General features: G+C 66.7%; 21 protein-coding genes. 12 read left to right on the top strand and 9 right to left on the bottom strand.

All coding sequences use genetic code 11. From position 1 onward, the window contains the following. Positions 1–214: 214 nt before the first annotated feature. Positions 215–466 (top strand): hypothetical protein, encoded by a 252-nt coding sequence (locus tag J2126_RS23960; protein ID WP_209489321.1) that lies wholly within the window; start codon positions 215–217, stop codon positions 464–466. On the opposite strand, the gene recO is transcribed toward J2126_RS23960, so the two are convergent. Continuing rightward, a complete protein-coding gene (gene recO, locus J2126_RS23955) occupies positions 454–1185 on the bottom strand; it encodes a DNA repair protein RecO (protein WP_209489319.1) in 732 nt (243 codons plus the stop codon). The two genes, J2126_RS23960 and recO, sit on opposite strands and share 13 nt — an antisense overlap. Positions 1186–1300: 115 nt before the next feature. Here recO and J2126_RS23950 point away from each other — a divergent pair, with 115 nt between their 5' ends. The 11 genes from J2126_RS23950 to J2126_RS23900 all read left to right on the top strand — a co-directional run bounded on the left by J2126_RS23950 (position 1301) and on the right by J2126_RS23900 (position 10441). Next, a complete protein-coding gene (locus J2126_RS23950; RefSeq protein WP_209489317.1) occupies positions 1301–1615 on the top strand; it encodes an FtsB family cell division protein in 315 nt (104 codons plus the stop codon). Positions 1616–1770: 155 nt separating this feature from the next. Continuing rightward, the gene (gene pdhA, locus J2126_RS23945; protein ID WP_209489315.1) at positions 1771–2787 is read left to right on the top strand and encodes a pyruvate dehydrogenase (acetyl-transferring) E1 component subunit alpha; all 1017 of its coding nucleotides are present in this window, start codon (positions 1771–1773) and stop codon (positions 2785–2787) included. A 10-nt stretch (positions 2788–2797) separates the two neighbouring features. Beyond that, positions 2798–3154 (top strand): hypothetical protein, encoded by a 357-nt coding sequence (locus tag J2126_RS23940; protein WP_209489313.1) that lies wholly within the window; start codon positions 2798–2800, stop codon positions 3152–3154. 5 nt (positions 3155–3159) lie between these two features. Further along, positions 3160–4557, top strand: coding sequence for a pyruvate dehydrogenase complex E1 component subunit beta (locus tag J2126_RS23935; RefSeq protein WP_209489311.1), 1398 nt, complete (start codon positions 3160–3162; stop codon positions 4555–4557). Between the two features lie 12 nt (positions 4558–4569). Then, positions 4570–5937 (top strand): pyruvate dehydrogenase complex dihydrolipoamide acetyltransferase, encoded by a 1368-nt coding sequence (locus J2126_RS23930; RefSeq protein ID WP_209489309.1) that lies wholly within the window; start codon positions 4570–4572, stop codon positions 5935–5937. A gap of 150 nt (positions 5938–6087) precedes the next feature. Continuing rightward, positions 6088–6324, top strand: a complete 237-nt coding sequence (locus J2126_RS23925; RefSeq protein ID WP_209489307.1) for a YdcH family protein — start codon at positions 6088–6090, stop codon at positions 6322–6324. A gap of 180 nt (positions 6325–6504) precedes the next feature. Next, complete coding sequence (locus J2126_RS23920) at positions 6505–7137, top strand: nucleoside 2-deoxyribosyltransferase (RefSeq protein WP_209489305.1); 633 nt, start codon at positions 6505–6507, stop codon at positions 7135–7137. Next, positions 7130–8545 carry a dihydrolipoyl dehydrogenase gene (gene lpdA / locus J2126_RS23915; protein ID WP_209489303.1) on the top strand — a complete coding sequence of 472 codons (1416 nt, stop codon included), beginning with the start codon at positions 7130–7132 and terminating at the stop codon, positions 8543–8545. Before J2126_RS23920 ends, lpdA begins: the two co-directional genes overlap by 8 nt. A gap of 79 nt (positions 8546–8624) precedes the next feature. Further along, a complete protein-coding gene (locus J2126_RS23910) occupies positions 8625–8903 on the top strand; it encodes a GlsB/YeaQ/YmgE family stress response membrane protein (RefSeq protein WP_209489301.1) in 279 nt (92 codons plus the stop codon). A gap of 124 nt (positions 8904–9027) precedes the next feature. Further along, positions 9028–9981, top strand: a complete 954-nt coding sequence (gene lipA, locus J2126_RS23905; protein WP_209489299.1) for a lipoyl synthase — start codon at positions 9028–9030, stop codon at positions 9979–9981. 1 nt (position 9982) lies between these two features. Further along, positions 9983–10441: a type II toxin-antitoxin system RatA family toxin gene (locus J2126_RS23900; protein WP_209489296.1), complete on the top strand. Its 459-nt coding sequence runs from the start codon at positions 9983–9985 to the stop codon at positions 10439–10441. On the opposite strand, the gene J2126_RS23895 is transcribed toward J2126_RS23900, so the two are convergent. The 8 genes from J2126_RS23895 to J2126_RS23860 all read right to left on the bottom strand — a co-directional run bounded on the left by J2126_RS23895 (position 10423) and on the right by J2126_RS23860 (position 18094). Next, positions 10423–10836: a rhodanese-like domain-containing protein gene (locus tag J2126_RS23895; protein ID WP_209489294.1), complete on the bottom strand. Its 414-nt coding sequence runs from the start codon at positions 10834–10836 to the stop codon at positions 10423–10425. The genes J2126_RS23900 and J2126_RS23895 overlap by 19 nt on opposite strands. Before the next feature lie 154 nt (positions 10837–10990). Continuing rightward, the gene (locus J2126_RS23890) at positions 10991–12091 is read right to left on the bottom strand and encodes a branched-chain amino acid ABC transporter substrate-binding protein (RefSeq protein WP_209489292.1); all 1101 of its coding nucleotides are present in this window, start codon (positions 12089–12091) and stop codon (positions 10991–10993) included. A gap of 240 nt (positions 12092–12331) precedes the next feature. After that, on the bottom strand, positions 12332–13432 hold the full coding sequence (locus J2126_RS23885) for a branched-chain amino acid ABC transporter substrate-binding protein (protein WP_209489290.1): 1101 nt from the start codon (positions 13430–13432) through the stop codon (positions 12332–12334). Positions 13433–13516: 84 nt separating this feature from the next. Next, on the bottom strand, positions 13517–13984 hold the full coding sequence (locus J2126_RS23880; RefSeq protein ID WP_245327555.1) for a DUF6867 family protein: 468 nt from the start codon (positions 13982–13984) through the stop codon (positions 13517–13519). Further along, positions 13985–14752: an ABC transporter ATP-binding protein gene (locus J2126_RS23875; protein WP_209490547.1), complete on the bottom strand. Its 768-nt coding sequence runs from the start codon at positions 14750–14752 to the stop codon at positions 13985–13987. Positions 14753–14754: 2 nt separating this feature from the next. Then, positions 14755–15690, bottom strand: a complete 936-nt coding sequence (locus tag J2126_RS23870; RefSeq protein WP_209489288.1) for an ABC transporter ATP-binding protein — start codon at positions 15688–15690, stop codon at positions 14755–14757. Continuing rightward, positions 15690–17177, bottom strand: coding sequence for a high-affinity branched-chain amino acid ABC transporter permease LivM (livM, locus tag J2126_RS23865; protein ID WP_209489286.1), 1488 nt, complete (start codon positions 17175–17177; stop codon positions 15690–15692). The genes J2126_RS23870 and livM overlap by 1 nt, the downstream gene beginning before the upstream one ends. Further along, positions 17177–18094, bottom strand: coding sequence for a branched-chain amino acid ABC transporter permease (locus J2126_RS23860; protein ID WP_209489285.1), 918 nt, complete (start codon positions 18092–18094; stop codon positions 17177–17179). The genes livM and J2126_RS23860 overlap by 1 nt, the downstream gene beginning before the upstream one ends. Between the last annotated feature and the right edge of the window lie 78 nt (positions 18095–18172).

Below are 18172 nucleotides of genomic sequence, written 5' to 3'. Positions count from 1 at the left end.
CACGGGTCCGGCGAGGTTTCGCCGCAAGGCTGAATGGATCGTCAACTCCGGGGCAATCTGCAGCGTAAAGCCTCAATAAAATACCGGAAACAGCCATAATCTGCGGCAAAGCACACGCTTAAAATTCCATGTCCGGAACAAACTCCCGCCCCTGCGACGTTTCAGCATTGAACTGCGAGCACTTCTCTAGTTCGCGTGGAGAGGAGATGGTCCCATGAAGGTTGCAATGCTTGCGGCGGGGGGAGTGGTTGCGTTGGCGCTTCTTGGCACGGCGCCGTCCGCATCTGCCGGATCACTTGCCGGCGGCGTGGGAAGCTTTGCCGGTACGGCGCACGAGCAGGCCAAGGTGCAAGATGTGCGTTGGGTGCGGCGGTGCTGGCAGGTGCGCCGTTGGTGGAACGGTCGTCCCCACTGGGTGACGCGCTGCCGCAACGTCTGGGTTGCCCCCCGCTACTACCGCAGGTGATCGGTAACCCGTCGCCAGGCAGTAAGGAATGACGCGCGGGTTTCGGAAAATCCGAGCCCGCGCGGCTCAAGCGCGCGAGCCATTAGGAAGTGACCCGTTATGGCCAGCGCCGCTTCCACGTCGTCCGCCGAGGGGCGTGCGCCCGTCAGAAGGAATGCCGGCAGCGGAAAGAGGCGGTCCTGATAGGGGGCGCCCGCAGAGCGGCAGACCGCCCGTCCGCTCCTGGGCGAGACGTAGACGAGATCATCCCGCCGGCCGGTCGCCGCGCAAGTCTCAAGCTCCAGCCCGAAACCCAGCTCGGTCAGCATCGCAAGCTCGAACCGCGCCAGAAGCATGCCCGCAGCCTCCCGCTCGCCCAGCGCATCCAGAATGGCGCCGAGCGTGAGGTAAAGCTCTTCATGGGGGTCGCGCTCGGGCAGCAAATGAAGCAGTTGCGCCATATGGGTGAAGGCGAACGCGGCGTGGGGCGCTTCCATCAGCAAGGCGGCCCGAACGGTGGAGGGCTCCAACGCGTAATTGCCCATGTGCTCGTCGAGGCGGGCCCGCCAGGTGGCGGTCACCGAATTGCCCGGCTGGAGCACCGGCGCCAGGCGCCGCGAGGCGCCGCCGCGCACCATTCCCAGATGGCGCCCGCGATGGCGGGTCAGCAGCTCGACGATGGCGTTGCCCTCGCCATGCCGCCGGACACCCAGCACAATGCCTTCGTCGGTCCACTCCAAGACCTGACCCTCACAGAATCTCCACGCTGCACTTGAGGCCCTCACGTCGTCGGGCGCAACCGGGCGGCGCGCGCGTCTTAACAGGACGGAAACCCAAAAACGCGAGGATGGCCGCATGCAAAGCCGCTCGCGACTCCAGACCATCCTCGCCACGCTTGCCCTGCATGTGGGGGCAGCCGCGCTCATCGGCTACTTCGCGTATCATGCCTATATTGGCGATCACGGCCTGCTCGCGCGCCGCAACTACGAGCAGGAGATGAAGGCGCTCGAATCCGAACTGGCGGGCCTGAAAGCGCAGCGGCAGGCGATGGAGAACAAGGTCTCCCTTCTGGCCCCGAGCCAGCTCGATCCGGACATGCTGGACGAGGAGGCGCGGCGGCAGCTGAACTTCATCAACAACAAGGATCTCGTGCTGCTTCGCACAAAATGAACTGAAATCTAATTCATAGCATGATTGAACCATTAACTGGTTCATTCCTTCAAGCGTAAGTGTTTGCAACGTGTTGCGATGCAGCATCGGAAAATTCGTGCTTTCAGGCGGCTCTGCTGTGCGTTAGAGAGGCGCAGTTCCAGCGCTTCCTGAGGATGCCGATGGCCGCCAAGAAGACTTCCCCCCGGACCGCCGTGCCGTCCGGCCCGGTACCTTTCACCAAGGAACAGGACCTCGAAGCCTACCGCGAGATGCTGCTCATCCGCCGCTTCGAGGAGAAGGCCGGCCAGATGTACGGCATGGGCCTCATCGGGGGTTTCTGCCACCTCTACATCGGCCAGGAGGCCGTGGTGGTTGGCATGCAGATGGCGATGAAGCCGGGCGATCAAGTCATCACCGGCTATCGCGACCACGGCCACATGCTCTCCACCGGCATGGACCCCAAGGGTGTCATGGCCGAGCTGACCGGGCGCCGCGGCGGCCTCTCCAAGGGCAAGGGCGGCTCGATGCACATGTTCAGCATCGAGAAGCAGTTCTTCGGCGGCCATGGCATCGTCGGCGCGCAGGTGTCGCTCGGCACCGGCCTCGCCTTTGCGGACAGGTATCGCGAGAACGGCAACGTCTCGGTCACCTATTTCGGCGACGGAGCGGCCAACCAGGGCCAGGTCTACGAGAGCTTCAACATGGCCGAGCTGTGGAAGCTCCCGGTCGTGTACGTGATCGAGAACAACAAGTACGCCATGGGCACCTCGGTGTCCCGGGCCTCCGCGCAGCAGGATTTCTCCAAGCGCGGCACCTCCTTCAACATCCCCGGCGAGCAGGTGGATGGCATGGACGTGCAGGCGGTGAAGGCGGCCGGCGAGCGGGCACTCGCCTTCGCCCGCGAGGGCAATGGCCCCTACATCCTCGAGATGCAGACCTACCGCTATCGCGGCCACTCCATGTCGGACCCGGCGAAATACCGGTCCAAGGAGGAGGTGCAGAAGATGCGGACGGAGCACGATCCCATCGAGCAGGTCCGCGCCCGTCTCCTCGACGGACACAAGGTGACCGAGGACGATCTCAAGAAGATCGACGCCGAGGTCCGCGAGATCGTCAACGCCGCGGCAGATTTCGCCAGCAACGATCCGGAGCCCGATATCAGCGAGCTCTACACGGACATCCTGCGCTGAGGCCCGGCCCGTGGCCGAACTCTTCCACGTGATCGCCGGGGCGGCCCTGTTTGCCGCCATCGGAGCCTGGGTGGTCGCCGTGCGCGGCGGCCGCTCCGCCCTTGCCGCGGAGCGGGCGGCCGGTCGCCCCGTCGGCGCGGGAAGCTACCTCCTGCTCGCGCTCTGGCCCTTTGCCGTGGGCCGCTCCGGCGCCGCCGAGGATGCGGACCGGGTGCGCTCCGGCAAGGCGGCCATCGCCTTCTTCGTTTCCCTCACCGTCGCCATCGCGGCCTTCTCCGCCTACACCAACCTCACCTTCAAGCGCGACCACGCGGTCCCGGCCGGCGCCACGCCGTCTGTCCCCGCCACCGCGCCGAGCAAGAGCTGACAGCCATGGCCATCGAAATCCTCATGCCGGCCCTGTCTCCCACCATGGAGAAGGGCAATCTCACCAAGTGGGTGAAAAAGGAAGGCGACACGGTCAAGTCGGGCGACGTGCTCGCCGAGATCGAGACCGACAAGGCCACCATGGAGGTGGAGGCCGTCGACGAGGGCATCCTCGGCAAGATTCTTGTGCCGGAAGGCGCGCAGGACGTGGCGGTGAACACGCCCATCGCCACGATCCTGGCCGAGGGCGAGGATGCGAGCGCGACGCCGGCGCCTGCCGCCTCCGCCAAGGCCGCCGAGAGCGCGCCGTCTCCCGCCGCTGCTGCGGCTCCGGTCGCGCCCGTCACACCCGCGCCCTCCGCCGTCGCGTCCCCGCCGCAGGTGAGCGCCCAGCCCGATCCGGAAGTGCCGCCCGGCACCGAATTCGTCACGCAGACGGTCCGCGAGGCCCTGCGTGACGCCATGGCGGAGGAGATGCGCCGCGACGGCGACGTCTTCGTCATGGGCGAGGAAGTGGCCGAGTATCAGGGTGCCTACAAGATCACTCAGGGCCTGCTGCAGGAATTCGGCGCCCGCCGCGTGATCGACACCCCGATCACCGAGCACGGCTTTGCCGGTGTCGGCGTCGGCGCGGCCATGGCGGGACTGAAGCCCATCGTGGAGTTCATGACGTTCAACTTCGCCATGCAGGCGATTGACCATATCATCAACTCCGCCGCCAAGACGCTCTACATGTCGGGCGGTCAGGTGCAGTGCTCCATCGTCTTCCGCGGCCCGAACGGTGCGGCGGCGCGCGTTGCCGCCCAGCACAGCCAGGACTACACGGCCTGGTACAGCCAGATTCCCGGCCTCAAGGTCATCGCGCCTTATTCCGCGGCCGATGCCAAGGGCCTGCTCAAGGCCGCCATCCGCGACCCGAACCCCGTGATTTTCCTTGAGAACGAGATCCTGTACGGCCACTCGTTCGAGGTGCCGAAGCTGGATGATTACGTCCTGCCTATCGGCAAGGCGCGGATCGCGCGGGCGGGCAAGGACGTGACGCTGGTCTCCTTCGCCATCGGCATGACCTATGCCCTCAAGGCGGCTGAGGAACTCGCCAAGCAAGGCATCGACGCCGAGGTCATCGACCTGCGGACCATCCGCCCAATGGACGTGGACGCCATCGTCGCCTCGGTGAAGAAGACCGGCCGCTGCGTCACGGTGGAAGAGGGCTGGCCGCAGTCCGGCATCGGTGCCGAGATCGCCGCCCAGTTGATGGACAAGGCGTTTGATTACCTTGACGCGCCGGTTCTGCGCGTGACGGGCAAGGACGTACCGATGCCCTACGCCGCCAACCTCGAGAAGCTTGCCCTGCCGTCGGTCGCCGAGGTGATCGAAGCTGTGCGCGCCGTCACCTATAAGTGAGGAGGGAGACATATGCCCATCGAGATCCTGATGCCGGCCCTGTCTCCCACCATGGAGAAGGGCAACCTCGCCAAGTGGCTCAAGAAGGAAGGCGATAAGGTCAAGTCCGGCGATGTGCTCGCCGAGATCGAGACCGACAAGGCCACCATGGAAGTCGAGTCCATCGACGAGGGTGTGCTCGCCAAGATCCTGGTGCCGGAAGGCTCGCAGGACGTGCCGGTGAACCAGCTCATCGCCATCCTCGCCGGCGAGGGTGAGGACGTGGCGACAGCTGCCGCCGGCAAGGGCGCGGCCGCTCCGGCCCCCGCCGCTGCTCCCGCGCCTGCCGCTGCTGCTCCGGCTGTGAGCCCGGCCCCTGCTGCCGCTCCCGCCCCTGTGGCGGCTGCTCCGGCTCCGGCGTCGAACGGGCAGGGGGGGCGCGTGTTCGCCTCGCCGCTCGCCCGCCGGATCGCCAAGGACAAGGGCATCGACCTCGGCAGCCTCTCGGGCTCCGGTCCGCATGGGCGCATCGTCGCCCGCGACCTCGACGGCGCCCAGCCCGGCGCGAAGCCGGCGGCGGCCCCCGCTCCGGCGGCAGCCGCAGCTTCGGCCCCCGCCGCTGCGGCTCCTGCGCCCAAGGCCGCGGCCGCTCTCACCGGTCCCACGGCGGACCAGGTGAAGGCCATGTTCGAGGCCGGAACGTATGAGGAAGTCCAGCTCGACGGCATGCGCAAGACGATCGCACGCCGTCTGGTGGAGAGCGAGCAGCTCACCCCGCACTTCTACCTGACGGTGGATTGCGACCTCGACGACCTCATGGCCCTGCGTGAGCAGGTCAATGCCAATGCGTCGAAGGACAAGGACGGCAAGCCCTCCTACCGCGTCTCGGTCAACGACTTCATCATCAAGGCGCTGGCGCTCGCGCTCCAGAAGGTGCCGGCGGCCAATGCCGTGTGGGCCGAGGACCGCATCCTGCGCATGAAGCATTCGGACGTGGGCGTCGCCGTCGCCATCGACGGCGGCCTCTACGCGCCCATCGTGAAGAAGGCCGAGCAGAAGACCCTCTCCACCATCTCCAACGAGATGCGCGACCTCGCCGGCCGCGCTCGCACCAAGAAGCTGAAGCCGGAGGAATACACCGGCGGATCCACCTCCGTGTCGAACCTCGGCATGATGGGGATGCGCAACTTCACCGCCATCATCAACGCCCCGCAGTCCTCCATCCTCGCGGTGGGCGCCTCGGAGCAGCGGGCGGTGGTGAAGGGCGGCGAGGTGAAGGTCGTCACCCAGATGACCGTCACCATGACCTGCGATCACCGGGTGATGGACGGCGCGCTCGGCGCCGAACTCCTCAGCGCGTTCAAGGGCTTCATCGAGAAGCCCATGGCGATGCTGGTGTGAGCGCGCGGCGGGTGAACTGAGCCGACGCGGGGCTACCGCCTCCGCCGGCCGGCCGACACAGGCTGCGGCAGATCAAATCCTGCCGCAGCGGAGCAGTGTAGCTGCGGGACAGCGGTGCCCGGCGCCGTTCGACCTGAGAAAGGAACAACAATGAGCCACACGCCCCACGAGCTTGCCGCCGACTTCCCGGAATATGCCGAGAAGATCCAGGCGCTGAAGCAGTCCGACGCGCATTTCGCCAAGCTCCACGAGGCCTATCACGAGGTGAATCGGCAGGTTCACCGGGCCGAGACCGATGTGGAGCCCACCGGCGACGAGGAGATGGAAGCCATGCGCCGCGAGCGCATGCGCCTCAAGGATGAGCTCTACGCCATCCTCACCAAGTGAGGGGCTGAGGGGGGCCTGTCATGGTGTGAACCCTCTCCCGCTTGCGGTGGAGGGCAGGGAGGGGGAAGGCCTCGATGCCTTCCGGCTGCGGGGCTTCTGCCCGGCCGTCGCCCCCTCCCCAACCCTCTCCCGCAAGCGGGAGAGGGAGCGCTCGTGGGAACGGAAGGACAAGCCCACCCGATGAAGCTCTATCTCGCCGGCCCGGAGGTGTTCCTCGACGATGCGCGCGAGATCGGCCGGCGCAAGGTGGCGCTTTGCGCCCGCCACGGCTTCACGGGGCTGTTTCCCCTCGATGGCGAGATCGCTCTCGACGCGGCGGGCGGGGTTTCCGCCGAGATCTTCGCCGCAAATCTCGGCATGATGCGGACCGCCGACGCGGTGCTCGCAAACCTCACGCCGTTCCGCGGCATCAGCGCCGATCCCGGCACGGCCTTCGAGCTGGGCTTCGCCTTCGCGCTGGGCAAGCCGGTGGCCGCCTATTCCAACTATCCCGGCGAGCTGAAGCACCGCGCCCGCGCCACCATCGGTGCCGCGCCGGAGGGGCCAGACAGCCTCATGGCGGACGGCCTCCATGTGGAGGACTTCGGCCATTTCGACAATCTCATGCTGGCCGAGGCGCTCAATGCCTTCCGCCTGCCGGTGATCCAGGCGGCGACGCCGGCCTCCGATCCGTTCCGCGACCTGTCCCTGTTCGAGGAGGCGCTCGTGCGCCTCGCCGAAGCCCACGCCGGCGGCCGCCTCGCGACGCCCCGATCCCCATCACGACCAGAGCCCGCCGCAACAGCGCGCGGCGAGGAGACCTTCCATGGCTGATACCTACGACATCATCGTCATCGGCGGCGGGCCGGGCGGCTACGTGGCCGCCATCCGTGCCGCGCAGCTCGGCTTCAAGACCGCGGTGGTGGAGAAGAGCCACCTCGGCGGCATCTGCCTGAACTGGGGCTGCATCCCCACCAAGGCGCTGCTGCGCTCCGCCGAGATCTACCACTACATGGAGCACGCCAAGGACTACGGCCTCTCCGCCGAGAAGATCGGCTTCGATGCGGCCGCCGTGGTGAAGCGCTCGCGCGGCGTCTCCTCCCAGCTTGCCACCGGCGTCGGCTTCCTCCTCAACAAGAACAAGGTGGACGTGATCTGGGGCAAGGCCACCTTCACCGCCCCCGGCAAGCTGAAGGTCGAGGCCGCCCAGAATCCGCCGAAGAATGCCAAGGGCGGCGGCGACTACACCGCCAAGCACATCATCGTCGCCACCGGCGCCCGCCCGCGCGCGCTGCCCGGCCTTGAGCCCGACAAGAAGCTGATCTGGACCTATTTCGAGGCCATGGTGCCGGAAAAGATGCCCAAGAGCCTGCTGGTGATGGGCTCCGGCGCCATCGGCATCGAGTTCGCCTCCTTCTACCGCACCATGGGCGTGGACGTGACCGTGGTGGAGGTGCTGCCGCAGATCCTGCCCGTCGAGGACGAGGAAATCGCCGCCATCGCCCGCAAGCGCTTCGAGAAGCTGGGCATGAAGATCATGTCCGGCGCCAAGGTGACGGGCGTCACCAAGCACGCCGACAGCATCACCGCCCATGTGGAGGATGCCAAGGGCGCCAAGCACGACATCACCGTGGACCGGATGATCTCGGCCGTGGGCGTGGTGGGCAACGTGGAGGGCCTCGGGCTGGAGGCCATCGGCGTGAAGATCGAGCGCGGCATCATCGTCGCGGACGGCTACGGCCGCACCAGCGTGCCCGGCGTCTATGCCATCGGCGACATCGCCGGCCCGCCTATGCTGGCGCACAAGGCCGAGCATGAGGGCGTGATCTGTGTGGAGACCATCAAGGGCCTCCACACCCACCCCATGGACAAGAACAAGATCCCCGGCTGCACCTACTGCACCCCGCAGATCGCCTCCGTGGGCCTCACCGAGAAGAAGGCCAGGGATGCCGGCCGCGAGATCAAGGTCGGCCGCTTCCCCTTCATCGGCAACGGCAAGGCCATCGCGCTGGGTGAGCCGGACGGCCTCGTGAAGACCATCTTCGACGCCAAGACCGGCGAACTGCTCGGCGCCCACATGGTGGGGGCGGAAGTGACCGAGCTGATCCAGGGCTTCGTCATCGCCATGAACCTCGAGACCACCGAGGAAGACCTGATCCACGCCGTGTTCCCGCACCCGACCCTGTCCGAGATGATGCACGAGAGCGTCATGGCGGCCTACGGGCGCGCGATCCACGTGTGAGGGCGTCTCGCCAAGCTGAGCCAGTCGCTGCATGATCCAGCGGCGCCCGCGCTGCCGCTGGCGTTTCGGAGGGGCCATCATGGACCAGCAGACCTACGCCTTCCTGAGCCAGCCGGGCGTCGGCTTCTTCTCGCTCATCATCATCGGCATCATCGCCGGCTGGGTGGCGGAACGGGTGACGGCGAGCAACCACGGCCTGCTGACGAACCTCCTCGTCGGCGTGGCCGGTGCCTTCATCGGCGACAAGCTGGCGGGCGTGCTGGAGGTGCCGGTGCTCGGCTTCTTCCGCACGCTGATCGCCGCCATCATCGGTGCCATCATCCTGCTGTGGGTGTGGCGGGCGATCAGGTCGCGCTGACGGACGGTCCGCGCTGGGGTATGCCGGCCCTGCGGCGCCGTCCCTTCCGGGCGGCGGCGCGGGCCACTATGTTGCAAGGATGCAGGCGCCGTCACGGCGCACTGCCGGGTATGGAAGTTCGCACATGGTCACGGTGATCGACACGCGGGAACGGCCCCGCCATCCGGAGAAGGCCCATCGGCCGGAAACCGAGGTGCTGCGCAAGCCGGACTGGATCCGGGTGAAGGCGCCGGGCTCGGCGGGCTGGTCCAAGACCGCCGGCATCGTGAAGGAGCATGGCCTCGTCACCGTGTGCGAGGAGGCGGGCTGCCCCAATATCGGTGAGTGCTGGGAGAAGAAGCACGCCACCTTCATGATCATGGGCGATACCTGCACCCGCGCCTGCGCCTTCTGCAACGTGCGCACCGGCCTGCCGGACGCCCTCGACCAAGACGAGCCGCAGAAGGTGGCGGATTCCATCGCCAAGCTCGGCCTCTCCCACGCCGTCATCACCTCGGTGGACCGGGACGATCTGGCCGACGGCGGCGCCGAGCATTTCGCCCGCACCATCGCTGCCATCCGCAAGGCGAGCCCGAAGACCACCATCGAGATCCTCACCCCCGACTTCCTGCGCAAGGACGGGGCGCTGGAGGTGGTGGTCGCGGCACGGCCGGATGTGTTCAACCACAATCTGGAGACGGTGCCCTCGCGCTATCTCTCGGTTCGGCCGGGCGCGCGCTATTTCCATTCGCTGCGCCTGTTGCAGAAGGTGAAGGAGCTGGACCCCACCATCTTCACCAAGTCCGGCATCATGGTCGGCCTCGGCGAGGAGCGGCCCGAGGTGCTCCAGCTGATGGACGACCTGCGCTCGGCGGAGGTGGATTTCATCACCATCGGCCAGTATCTCCAGCCCACCCGCAAGCACCACAAGGTGGAGCGCTTCGTGACGCCGGACGAATTCAAGGCGTATGAGACGGTTGCCTACGCCAAGGGCTTCCTCATGGTCTCGGCGAGCCCGCTCACCCGCTCGTCCCACCATGCCGGCGACGATTTCGAGAAGCTGCGGGCCAACCGCGCCGCGCGGCTCGGACGGGCCTGACGTGCCGTCCTTCTCCAATAGCCGGCGCGTCCGTCACTCCGCTCCCCACATGTTCGACCTGGTGGCGGACGTGGAGCGCTATCCCGAATTCGTGCCGCTGTGCCAGGCGCTCCGGGTGAAGCGGCGCACCCAGTCGGACGAGGGTGTGGAAATCCTCGTGGCGGACATGACGGTCGCTTACAAGCTGATCCGAGAGACCTTCACCTCGCGCGTGACGCTGGACCGCCCGCGCCTCGTCATCCATGTAGAATATCTCGACGGCCCCTTCAGCCGCCTCGACAACCGCTGGGAGTTCATCCCCCAGGGCGAGAGCGCGTGCGATGTGAAGTTCTTCATCTCCTACGAGTTCCGCTCGCGCACTTTGGGCATGCTCATGGGCGCCATGTTCGACGCCGCCTTCCGCCGTTTCGCCGATGCCTTCGAGAAGCGGGCGGACGAGGTCTACAGGACGGTCGGGTAAGCGGTCGGCGCTTCCACCGGCGCGTGCGCCTCGCGCCACGCCTTGAAGCCGCCCTCCACATGGGCGACCGGCTTCAGCCCCATGTCCTGCGCCGTCGCGGCCGAGAGCGCCGAGCGCCAGCCGCCGGCGCAGAAGAAGATGAAGGCCCGGTCCTCGCCGAACACCGGCTTGAAATAGGGGCTTTCCGGGTCGATCCAGAACTCCAGCATCCCGCGCGGGCAATGGAAGGCGCCGGGCACGCGGCCCTCGCGCTCCAGTTCGCGCGGGTCGCGCAGATCCACCAGCAGCGCGCCCTCTCCGGCCCGGCGCAGGGCCTCCTGCGGCGTGACCGTCTCGACCTTCTCATTGGCCTCGGCGAGGAGGGCCTTGTAGCCGCGGGTGATGGTCTGGGGCATGGCTTCATCCGGTTGCGATCCCGCACGGCGAGCTCCCCTTCCCCTCGCGGGAGAGGGGGTGGGGGTGAGGGGGCCGTCCAGCGAGCCCCTTCATCCGGCTCGCGGCTGGCGCCGCGAGCCACCTTCTCCCGCGAGGGGAGAAGGGAACAGGCGCCTACAACTCGCTGTAGCCGCCGTTCTTCCACTCATAGACCACGAAGTCGGGCTTGGTGATGTCGCCCTTCTTGTCGAAGGAGAGCGGGCCGAGCACCGTCTGGAAGGTCATGCCGGTGTGGATCTGCGCGGCCACCTTCTTCGGATCGAGGGATTTTGCCGCCTCGGCCGCCTGCTTGATGACCTGCAAAGCGGCATAGGAATAGAGCACATAGCCCTCGGCATCGATGCCCTTGGCGGTCATGGCCGCGACGATGTCCTTGGCCGCCGGGTTCTTGCGTGGGTCGGGACCGAAGGTCATCAGCGTGCCGGTGCCGCCGTCGCCGGCGATAGACCAGAATTCCTTGTCGGCCAGGGCGTCGCCACCCATGAGCACGGTCTTCATGCCCTGGTCGCGCATCTGGCGCACGATCAGGCCGGCCTCGGGATGCAGGCCGCCGTAATAGATCACATCGACGCCGGCCGCCTTCATCTTGGAGACGAGGGCTGAATAGTCCTTCTCGCCGGGGTTGATGCCCTCATACATCACTTCCTTCACGCCGGCCTTGTTGAGCGCCTTCTGCGTCTCGTCGGCGAGGCCCTTTCCATAGGGCGTCTTGTCGTGGACGATGGCGATCTTGCCGCCCTTGAACTTCTGCGCCAGGAAGTCGCCCGCCACCGGCCCCTGCTGGTCATCGCGGCCGGCGGTGCGGAAGGTGTTCCACAGCTTGCGCTCGGTATAGGTGGGGTTGGTGGAGGCCGGGCTGATCTGCAGCACGCCGGCATCGGCATAGTCCGACGAGGCGGCAATGGAGATGCCGGAATTGACGTGGCCGATGACGAAGGTCGCGCCATCGGTAATGAGCTTGTTGGCCGCCGCCACGCCCTGCTCGGGCTTGCCGCCGTCGTCGGCCACCAGAAGCTCGATCTTCTGGCCGTTGATGCCGCCGGCGGCGTTGATGTCGCTCACCGCCTGCTCGACGCCCATCTTCATCTGCGCGCCGAAGGCGGCGATGGAGCCGGTGAGCGGGCCGGCGGCTCCGATCTTCACGTCGGCGTTGGCTGCCGGCGCAAGAACGAGGCCGGCGCAGACGGCGAGCGCGGCGAAGGAAAGCCTGTTCATCCCGATCCCCTCGAAATGAGTGTGAGAAATCTGGCGCGGAGCCGTTGAGCCGGCCTTTGGCGCGCCGGGCTTGCGTCGCTCGAAAAAGCGCCTGCCCTTGTGTCAGCATGATTGCCAAAGCGGGGTCCGAAGACAAGCGCGTCACGCGAGGCGCGATGCCGAAGTTTGGCTCAAACGAAAAAGCCTGCGCCGTGAGGCGCAGGCTTCGGATGGATCACGCTTCGATTTGAAACGCGGGCCTCACAGCTCGCTGTAGGTGCCGTCCTTCCAGACGTAGACCACGTAGTCGAGCTTGGTGATGTCGCCCTTCTTGTCGAAGGTGAGCGGGCCGAGCACGGTGTCGAACTTCATGCCCGAGTGCATCTTCTCGGCCACCTTCTTGGGGTCGAGGGATTTCGCCGCCTCGGCCGCCTGCTTGATGACCTGAACGCCGGCGTAGGAGTAGAGCACGTAGCCCTCGGGATCGATGCCCTTGGCCTTGAACTTGTCCACGATGGCCTTGGCCGCGGGGTTCTTGCGCGGGTCGGGACCGAAGGTGGTCAGGGTGCCGGTGGCGCCGTCGCCGGCGATGGACCAGAACTCCTTGTCGATCATGCCGTCGCCGCCCATCAGCACGGTCTTCATGCCCTGGTCGCGCATCTGGCGCACGATCAGGCCGGCTTCAGGATAGAGACCGCCGAAATAGACGAGGTCGGCGCCCGACGCCTTGATCTTGGAGACGAGGGCCGAATAGTCCTTCTCCTTCGGGTTGATGCCCTCGTAGAGAACTTCCTTCATGCCGCCCTTGTTGAGGGCCTTCTGGGTCTCGTCGGCGAGGCCCTTGCCGTAGGGCGTCTTGTCGTGGACGACGGCGACCTTCTTGCCCTTGAAGTTCTTCAGGATGTAAGCGCCGGCCACCGCGCCCTGCTGGTCGTCGCGACCGCAGGTGCGGAAGGTATTCCACATCTTGCGCTCGGTGAAGGTCGGGTTGGTGGAGGCGGGGCTGATCTGCAGCACGCCGGCCTCTTCATAATCCTGAGAGGTCGGGATGGAGACGCCGGAATTGTAGTGGCCGATCACAAACTTGGCGCCGTCGGTGATGAGCTTGTTGGCCGCCGACTTGCCTTGCTCGGGCTTGCCGCCGTCGTCGCCCACCAGGAACTCGATCTTCTGGCCGAGGATGCCGCCGGAGGCGTTGATATCGGCGATGGCCTGCTCGGTGCCGTTCTTCAGCTGCGCGCCCACGGCGGCGAGATCGCCGGTGATGGGGCCGGCGACGGCGATCTTCACCTGCGCCTGAACTGGCGCCGCAAGGGCGAGGCCGGCGCCGAGCGCCAGCGACGCCATCAAAAGCTTCTTCATGCCTTGTCTCCCCTTCTGCACCCCGCCGCCATCACGACCGGTCGGGGTGAATCCGTTGGCGGCGCATTGTGCCGCAATCGCTGATCAAGTCGATGCCCCATCGACACCCCGCCTGGGGCGCCATGCCATGTGGCCCTCGCGCTCGTACATCCAGCCGTATTGCACGGTCATCTGCCGCTGCCGCATGGCCCGGAAGCCAAGCGTCGCGATGGAGGCGAGCAGCACGAACTCCACCAGCAGCGGCTCAAGATCGAACAACGTCGCCTGGAACAGCGCGAAGTGGCAGAAGCGCACGGCGCAGGCGAGGAGGGCGCAATAGGCGACGAGGGCGAGGTAGGGATCCCAGCTCCGCGCCACCGCCTTGCCGGTGAGCCAGGCCGCCCCGCCGCCGAGGAATAGCGTCACCAGCAGGAAATCGCCCAGCGAGGCACCGATCAGCTCCTTGGGCCACACGAACAGCGTCGCCACCAGCACCACCAGCGCAATCGCCGGGCCGATGAGCATGGGCGAGGTGGCGCGGCCGGGATCGCGGGCGGCATGGATCGCGGACATTCAGCGCCCTCCTTCCAGATAGGCGGCGCGCACCTCCGGCCGGGCCAGCAGCTCGGCGCCGGTGCCGGACATGGTGACGAGGCCGTTGACCATCACATAGCCCCGGTGGGCGAGCTTCAGCGCGTGGAAGGCGTTCTGTTCCACCAGGAACACCGTGAGCCCCTCTGTGCGGTTGAGCATGCGGATGGCGTCGAAGATCTGCCGCACCACCAAAGGCGCGAGGCCGAGGGAGGGCTCGTCCAGCAATAGCAGGCGCGGACGGCTCATGAGCGCGCGGGCGATGGCCAGCATCTGCTGCTCGCCGCCGGAGAGCGTGCCGCCGCGCTGGTCGATGCGCTCCTTGAGGCGCGGGAACAGCGTGAACATGCGCTCCAGATCCTCGGCGAAATGGGCGTTGCCGTCGATGGCGGCGCCCATCTGGAGGTTCTCGTAGACCGTCATGCGCGGGAAGATGCGCCGGCCCTCCGGAGACTGCGCGATCCTGAGGCGCATGATCTCGTGGGTCGGCAGGGCGGTAATGTCCCGCCCGGCATAGACGATGCGGCCGTCGCGGGCGCGAGGGGTGCCGCAGATGGTCATCATCAAGGTGGACTTGCCGGCCCCGTTGGCGCCGATCAGGGTGACGATCTCGCCCTCATTCACCTCGATGTCCACGCCTTTGAGCGCGATGATGTTGCCGTAATAGGCTGTGACGCCCGATACGGAGAGCAGCGGCGCCTTGCGCGCGGCGGGCGCGGGAGCGGCGGCGGTCTGGGTATCCGGCTGCATGCTCATGCCCCGGCCTCCACAACCGCGACGGCCTCTTCCTCGTCCTCGACGCCGAGATAGGAGGCGATGACGCGCGGGTCGTTGCGCACCTCGTCCGGCGTGCCGTCGGCGATCTTGGAGCCGTATTCCAGCACGACCACGTGGTCCGAGATTTCCATCACCACCGACATGTCGTGCTCGATGAGCAGGATGGACGCCTGGTGCTCGCGCCGGATGGAGAGCAGCAGCTCGTTCAGCGCCGCCGATTCGCGCGGGTTGAGGCCGGCGGCGGGCTCGTCGAGGCAGAGCAGCACCGGGTCCGTGCACATGGCGCGGGCGATCTCGAGCCGGCGCTGGTCGCCATAGGGCAAATCGCCGGCCGGGTCGTCGGCGCGGTCGATCAGGCCGATCTTGTGCAGCCAGTAGAGCGCGCGGTCCACGGCGCCCTTCTGCTTCCGCTGCCAGGACGGCAGGTTCAAAATGGCGGCCGGATTGAGCAGGCCCGAGGTGGTCAGCGACATGTGCTGGGCCACCAGCAGGTTTTCCAAGATCGTCATGCCCGAGAACAGGCGGATGTTCTGGAAGGTCCGCGCCACATGGGCCCAGGAGGCGACCTTGTGGTCGGGAAGGCGCTCAAGCAGGTAGAGCGCGCCGGCCTCCGACTTGCCCCACGCGAGGCCCGAGGCGGTGACGCCATCCACTTCCGCGTCCGTCGCCGGGCCGCCGTGGAACAGAGCAAGGCGGCCGGTGCTGGGCTTGTAGAAGCCGGTGATGCAGTTGAAGGCCGTGGTCTTGCCGGCGCCGTTGGGGCCGATCACCGCCGTCACCTCGCCCCGCCCGGCGGCGAAGGACACGTCGTTGACGGCGATGAGGCCGCCGAAGCGCATCGACAGGTGATCGACCTTCAGGATCGGGTTCAGATCCCATGGCCGGGCCGGGGAGAGGGGCGCGCCCGCCATCAGCCGTGCCCTTCCTTCACCAGCGACCCCGACACTGCCTTGCGCTCCTTGAGGAAGATGGTCGGCATGCGGCTGGAGACGAGGCCGCGCGGACGCCACACCATCACCGCCACCATGGCGAAGCCGAAGATGAGCATCCGATAGAGCGAGGGGTCGAAGTCCGGGCCGAACAGAAAGTCGGCCTTGAGGAAGGAGAGGTTGCGCAGCAGCTCCATGCCGCCGATGAGCAGGATCGCGGCGCCGGCGACGCCCATCTGCGAGCCCATGCCGCCGAGCACGACGATGGCGAGGATCACCGCCGATTCCATGAAGGTGAAGCTCTCGGGCGAAACGAAGCGGATGCGCACCGCGAAAAAGGCACCGGCGAAGCCGCCGAACATGGCGCCGGTGGCGAAGGCCGTGAGCTTGGTGAGCGTCGTGTTGATGCCGAGCGAGCGGCAGGCGATTTCATCCTCGCGCAGCGCCTCCCAGGCGCGCCCCACCGGCATCTTCCGAAGGCGGATGGTGACGATGGCGGTGAGCGCGGCGAGGCCGAGGATGACGAAATAGAGGAAGAACATGCGGTGCATGGAGTTGAACTCCAGCCCGAAAATGCTCGCGAACCCGGTGTCGGAGGAATCGAACGGCACGCCGAAGAAAGTGATGGGCGGAATGGAGGAGATGCCCGCGCCGCCATTGGTCAGCGACACCCAGTTGATGAGCACGAGCCGGATGATCTCGCCGAAGGCCAAGGTGACGATGGCGAGATAGTCACCGCGCAGCCGCAGCACCGGGAAGCCGAGGATGACGCCCCACATGGCGGCGAGGATGCCGGAGAGGGGCAGGCAGATCCAGAAGGCCCAGGCCGTCCAGAAGTCATCGCCGAGCGTGCCGGCGAGGAAGTCGTTGATGGGCACGCTGGTGGAGAGCAGGGCGAATGTGTAGGCGCCAACAGCGTAGAAGGCCACGTAGCCGAGATCGAGCAGTCCTGCGAGGCCCACCACGATGTTGAGGCCCCAGCCCAGCATCACATAGGTGAGCACGTAGATGCCGAGATCCACCCAGTAGCGGCTTGGGCTCAGCCCCCCGGCGAGCAGGATGGACAGGAAGGGATAGGCGAGTGCGAAGCTGAAGAACACCGGCTTGATCGCCGGGGCGGCCAGCGCGCCAAGGCGGGCCATGGCGCCGGGCGTGGTCGAGATTCGGCGAGGCGGCCGGTTCGGGTTCCACACCGTGACCATGAGCAGGAAGCGCCCCACCATCACGATGCCGGCGAAGATGGCGACGAGGCCGAAGCGATAGGTGAGCACCAGCGAGCCGGTGTTCGATTCGCTGGCGCGGAAACCCACCAGCGGCAGGAAGAGCAGGGCCGTCAGCAGGCCGCTGACGAGGGCGTCCCTGAGCGCGCCCGCCACCGCCGAAGGGCGGTCCTTCGCCGGCGGCGAAGGGAGGGTAGGGGCCGCGTTGGAGGGGGCGTCGGCGAGGTCCGCGGCCGGCACGGGCGCCATCACACCTTCTCCACTTCCGGCCGGCCGAGCAGGCCCTGCGGCAGGAAGATGAGCGTCACGACAAGGATGGAAAAGGCGGCCACATCCTTGTACTCAATGGAGAAATAGGCCGACCAGAAGGTCTCGATGAGGCCGATGAGGATGCCGCCCAGCACCGCCCCCGGCAGCGAGCCGATGCCGCCGAGCACGGCGGCGGTGAAGGCCTTCACGCCGGGCACGAAGCCGTCGGCGAAGTTCACCACGCCATAATACATCAGGTACATGACGCCCGCGACGGCCGCGAGCGCGGCGCCGATGACGAAGGTGAGGGCGATGGTCTGGTCCACGTTCACGCCCAGCAGCGCCGCCATCTTCCGGTCCTGCTCGCAGGCGCGCTGGGCGCGGCCGAGGGAGGTCTTCTGGACGAGATACCAGAACCCCATGAGCAGCACCGCCGTCACCACCATGATGATGATCTGCTTGTAGGCGAGGGTGACCTGATAGCCATTGGTGTCCATCACCACGATCACGTCCGTGACCATGGGCGGCAGCGGCTTGTTGCGCGGGCCCTGCGCCACCTGCACGAAATTGGAGAGCAGGATGGACATGCCGATGGCGGAAATCATCGGCGCAAGGCGGAAGGAGCCCCGCAGCGGCCGGTAGGCCACCCGCTCGATGGTCCAGCTGACGAGCCCGGTGAAGAGCATGGCGATCACGAGGGTGATGGCGAGGATGAGGAAGATCGAGCTCATCCCGATGACCGTGGTCAGCAGCAGCACGCAAATGAGCGCGATGAAGGCGCTGACCATGAACACGTCGCCGTGGGCGAAGTTCACCATTCCGATGATGCCGAAGACCATCGTGTAGCCGATGGCGATCAGTCCGTAGATCGACCCGAGGGTCAATCCGTTGATGAGCTGCTGGAGGAAGATATCCATCCGCCGCTTAAACCCCTCTGTTCGGACGCCTCTTATCTCATCGTGCCCGATGATTGTGCGCTGCCGTATCTGAGAGTC

This window comes from Xanthobacter flavus, assembly GCF_017875275.1.
GTDB lineage: Bacteria > Pseudomonadota > Alphaproteobacteria > Rhizobiales > Xanthobacteraceae > Xanthobacter > Xanthobacter flavus_A.
This window is presented reverse-complemented; position numbering and strand designations above follow the sequence as displayed.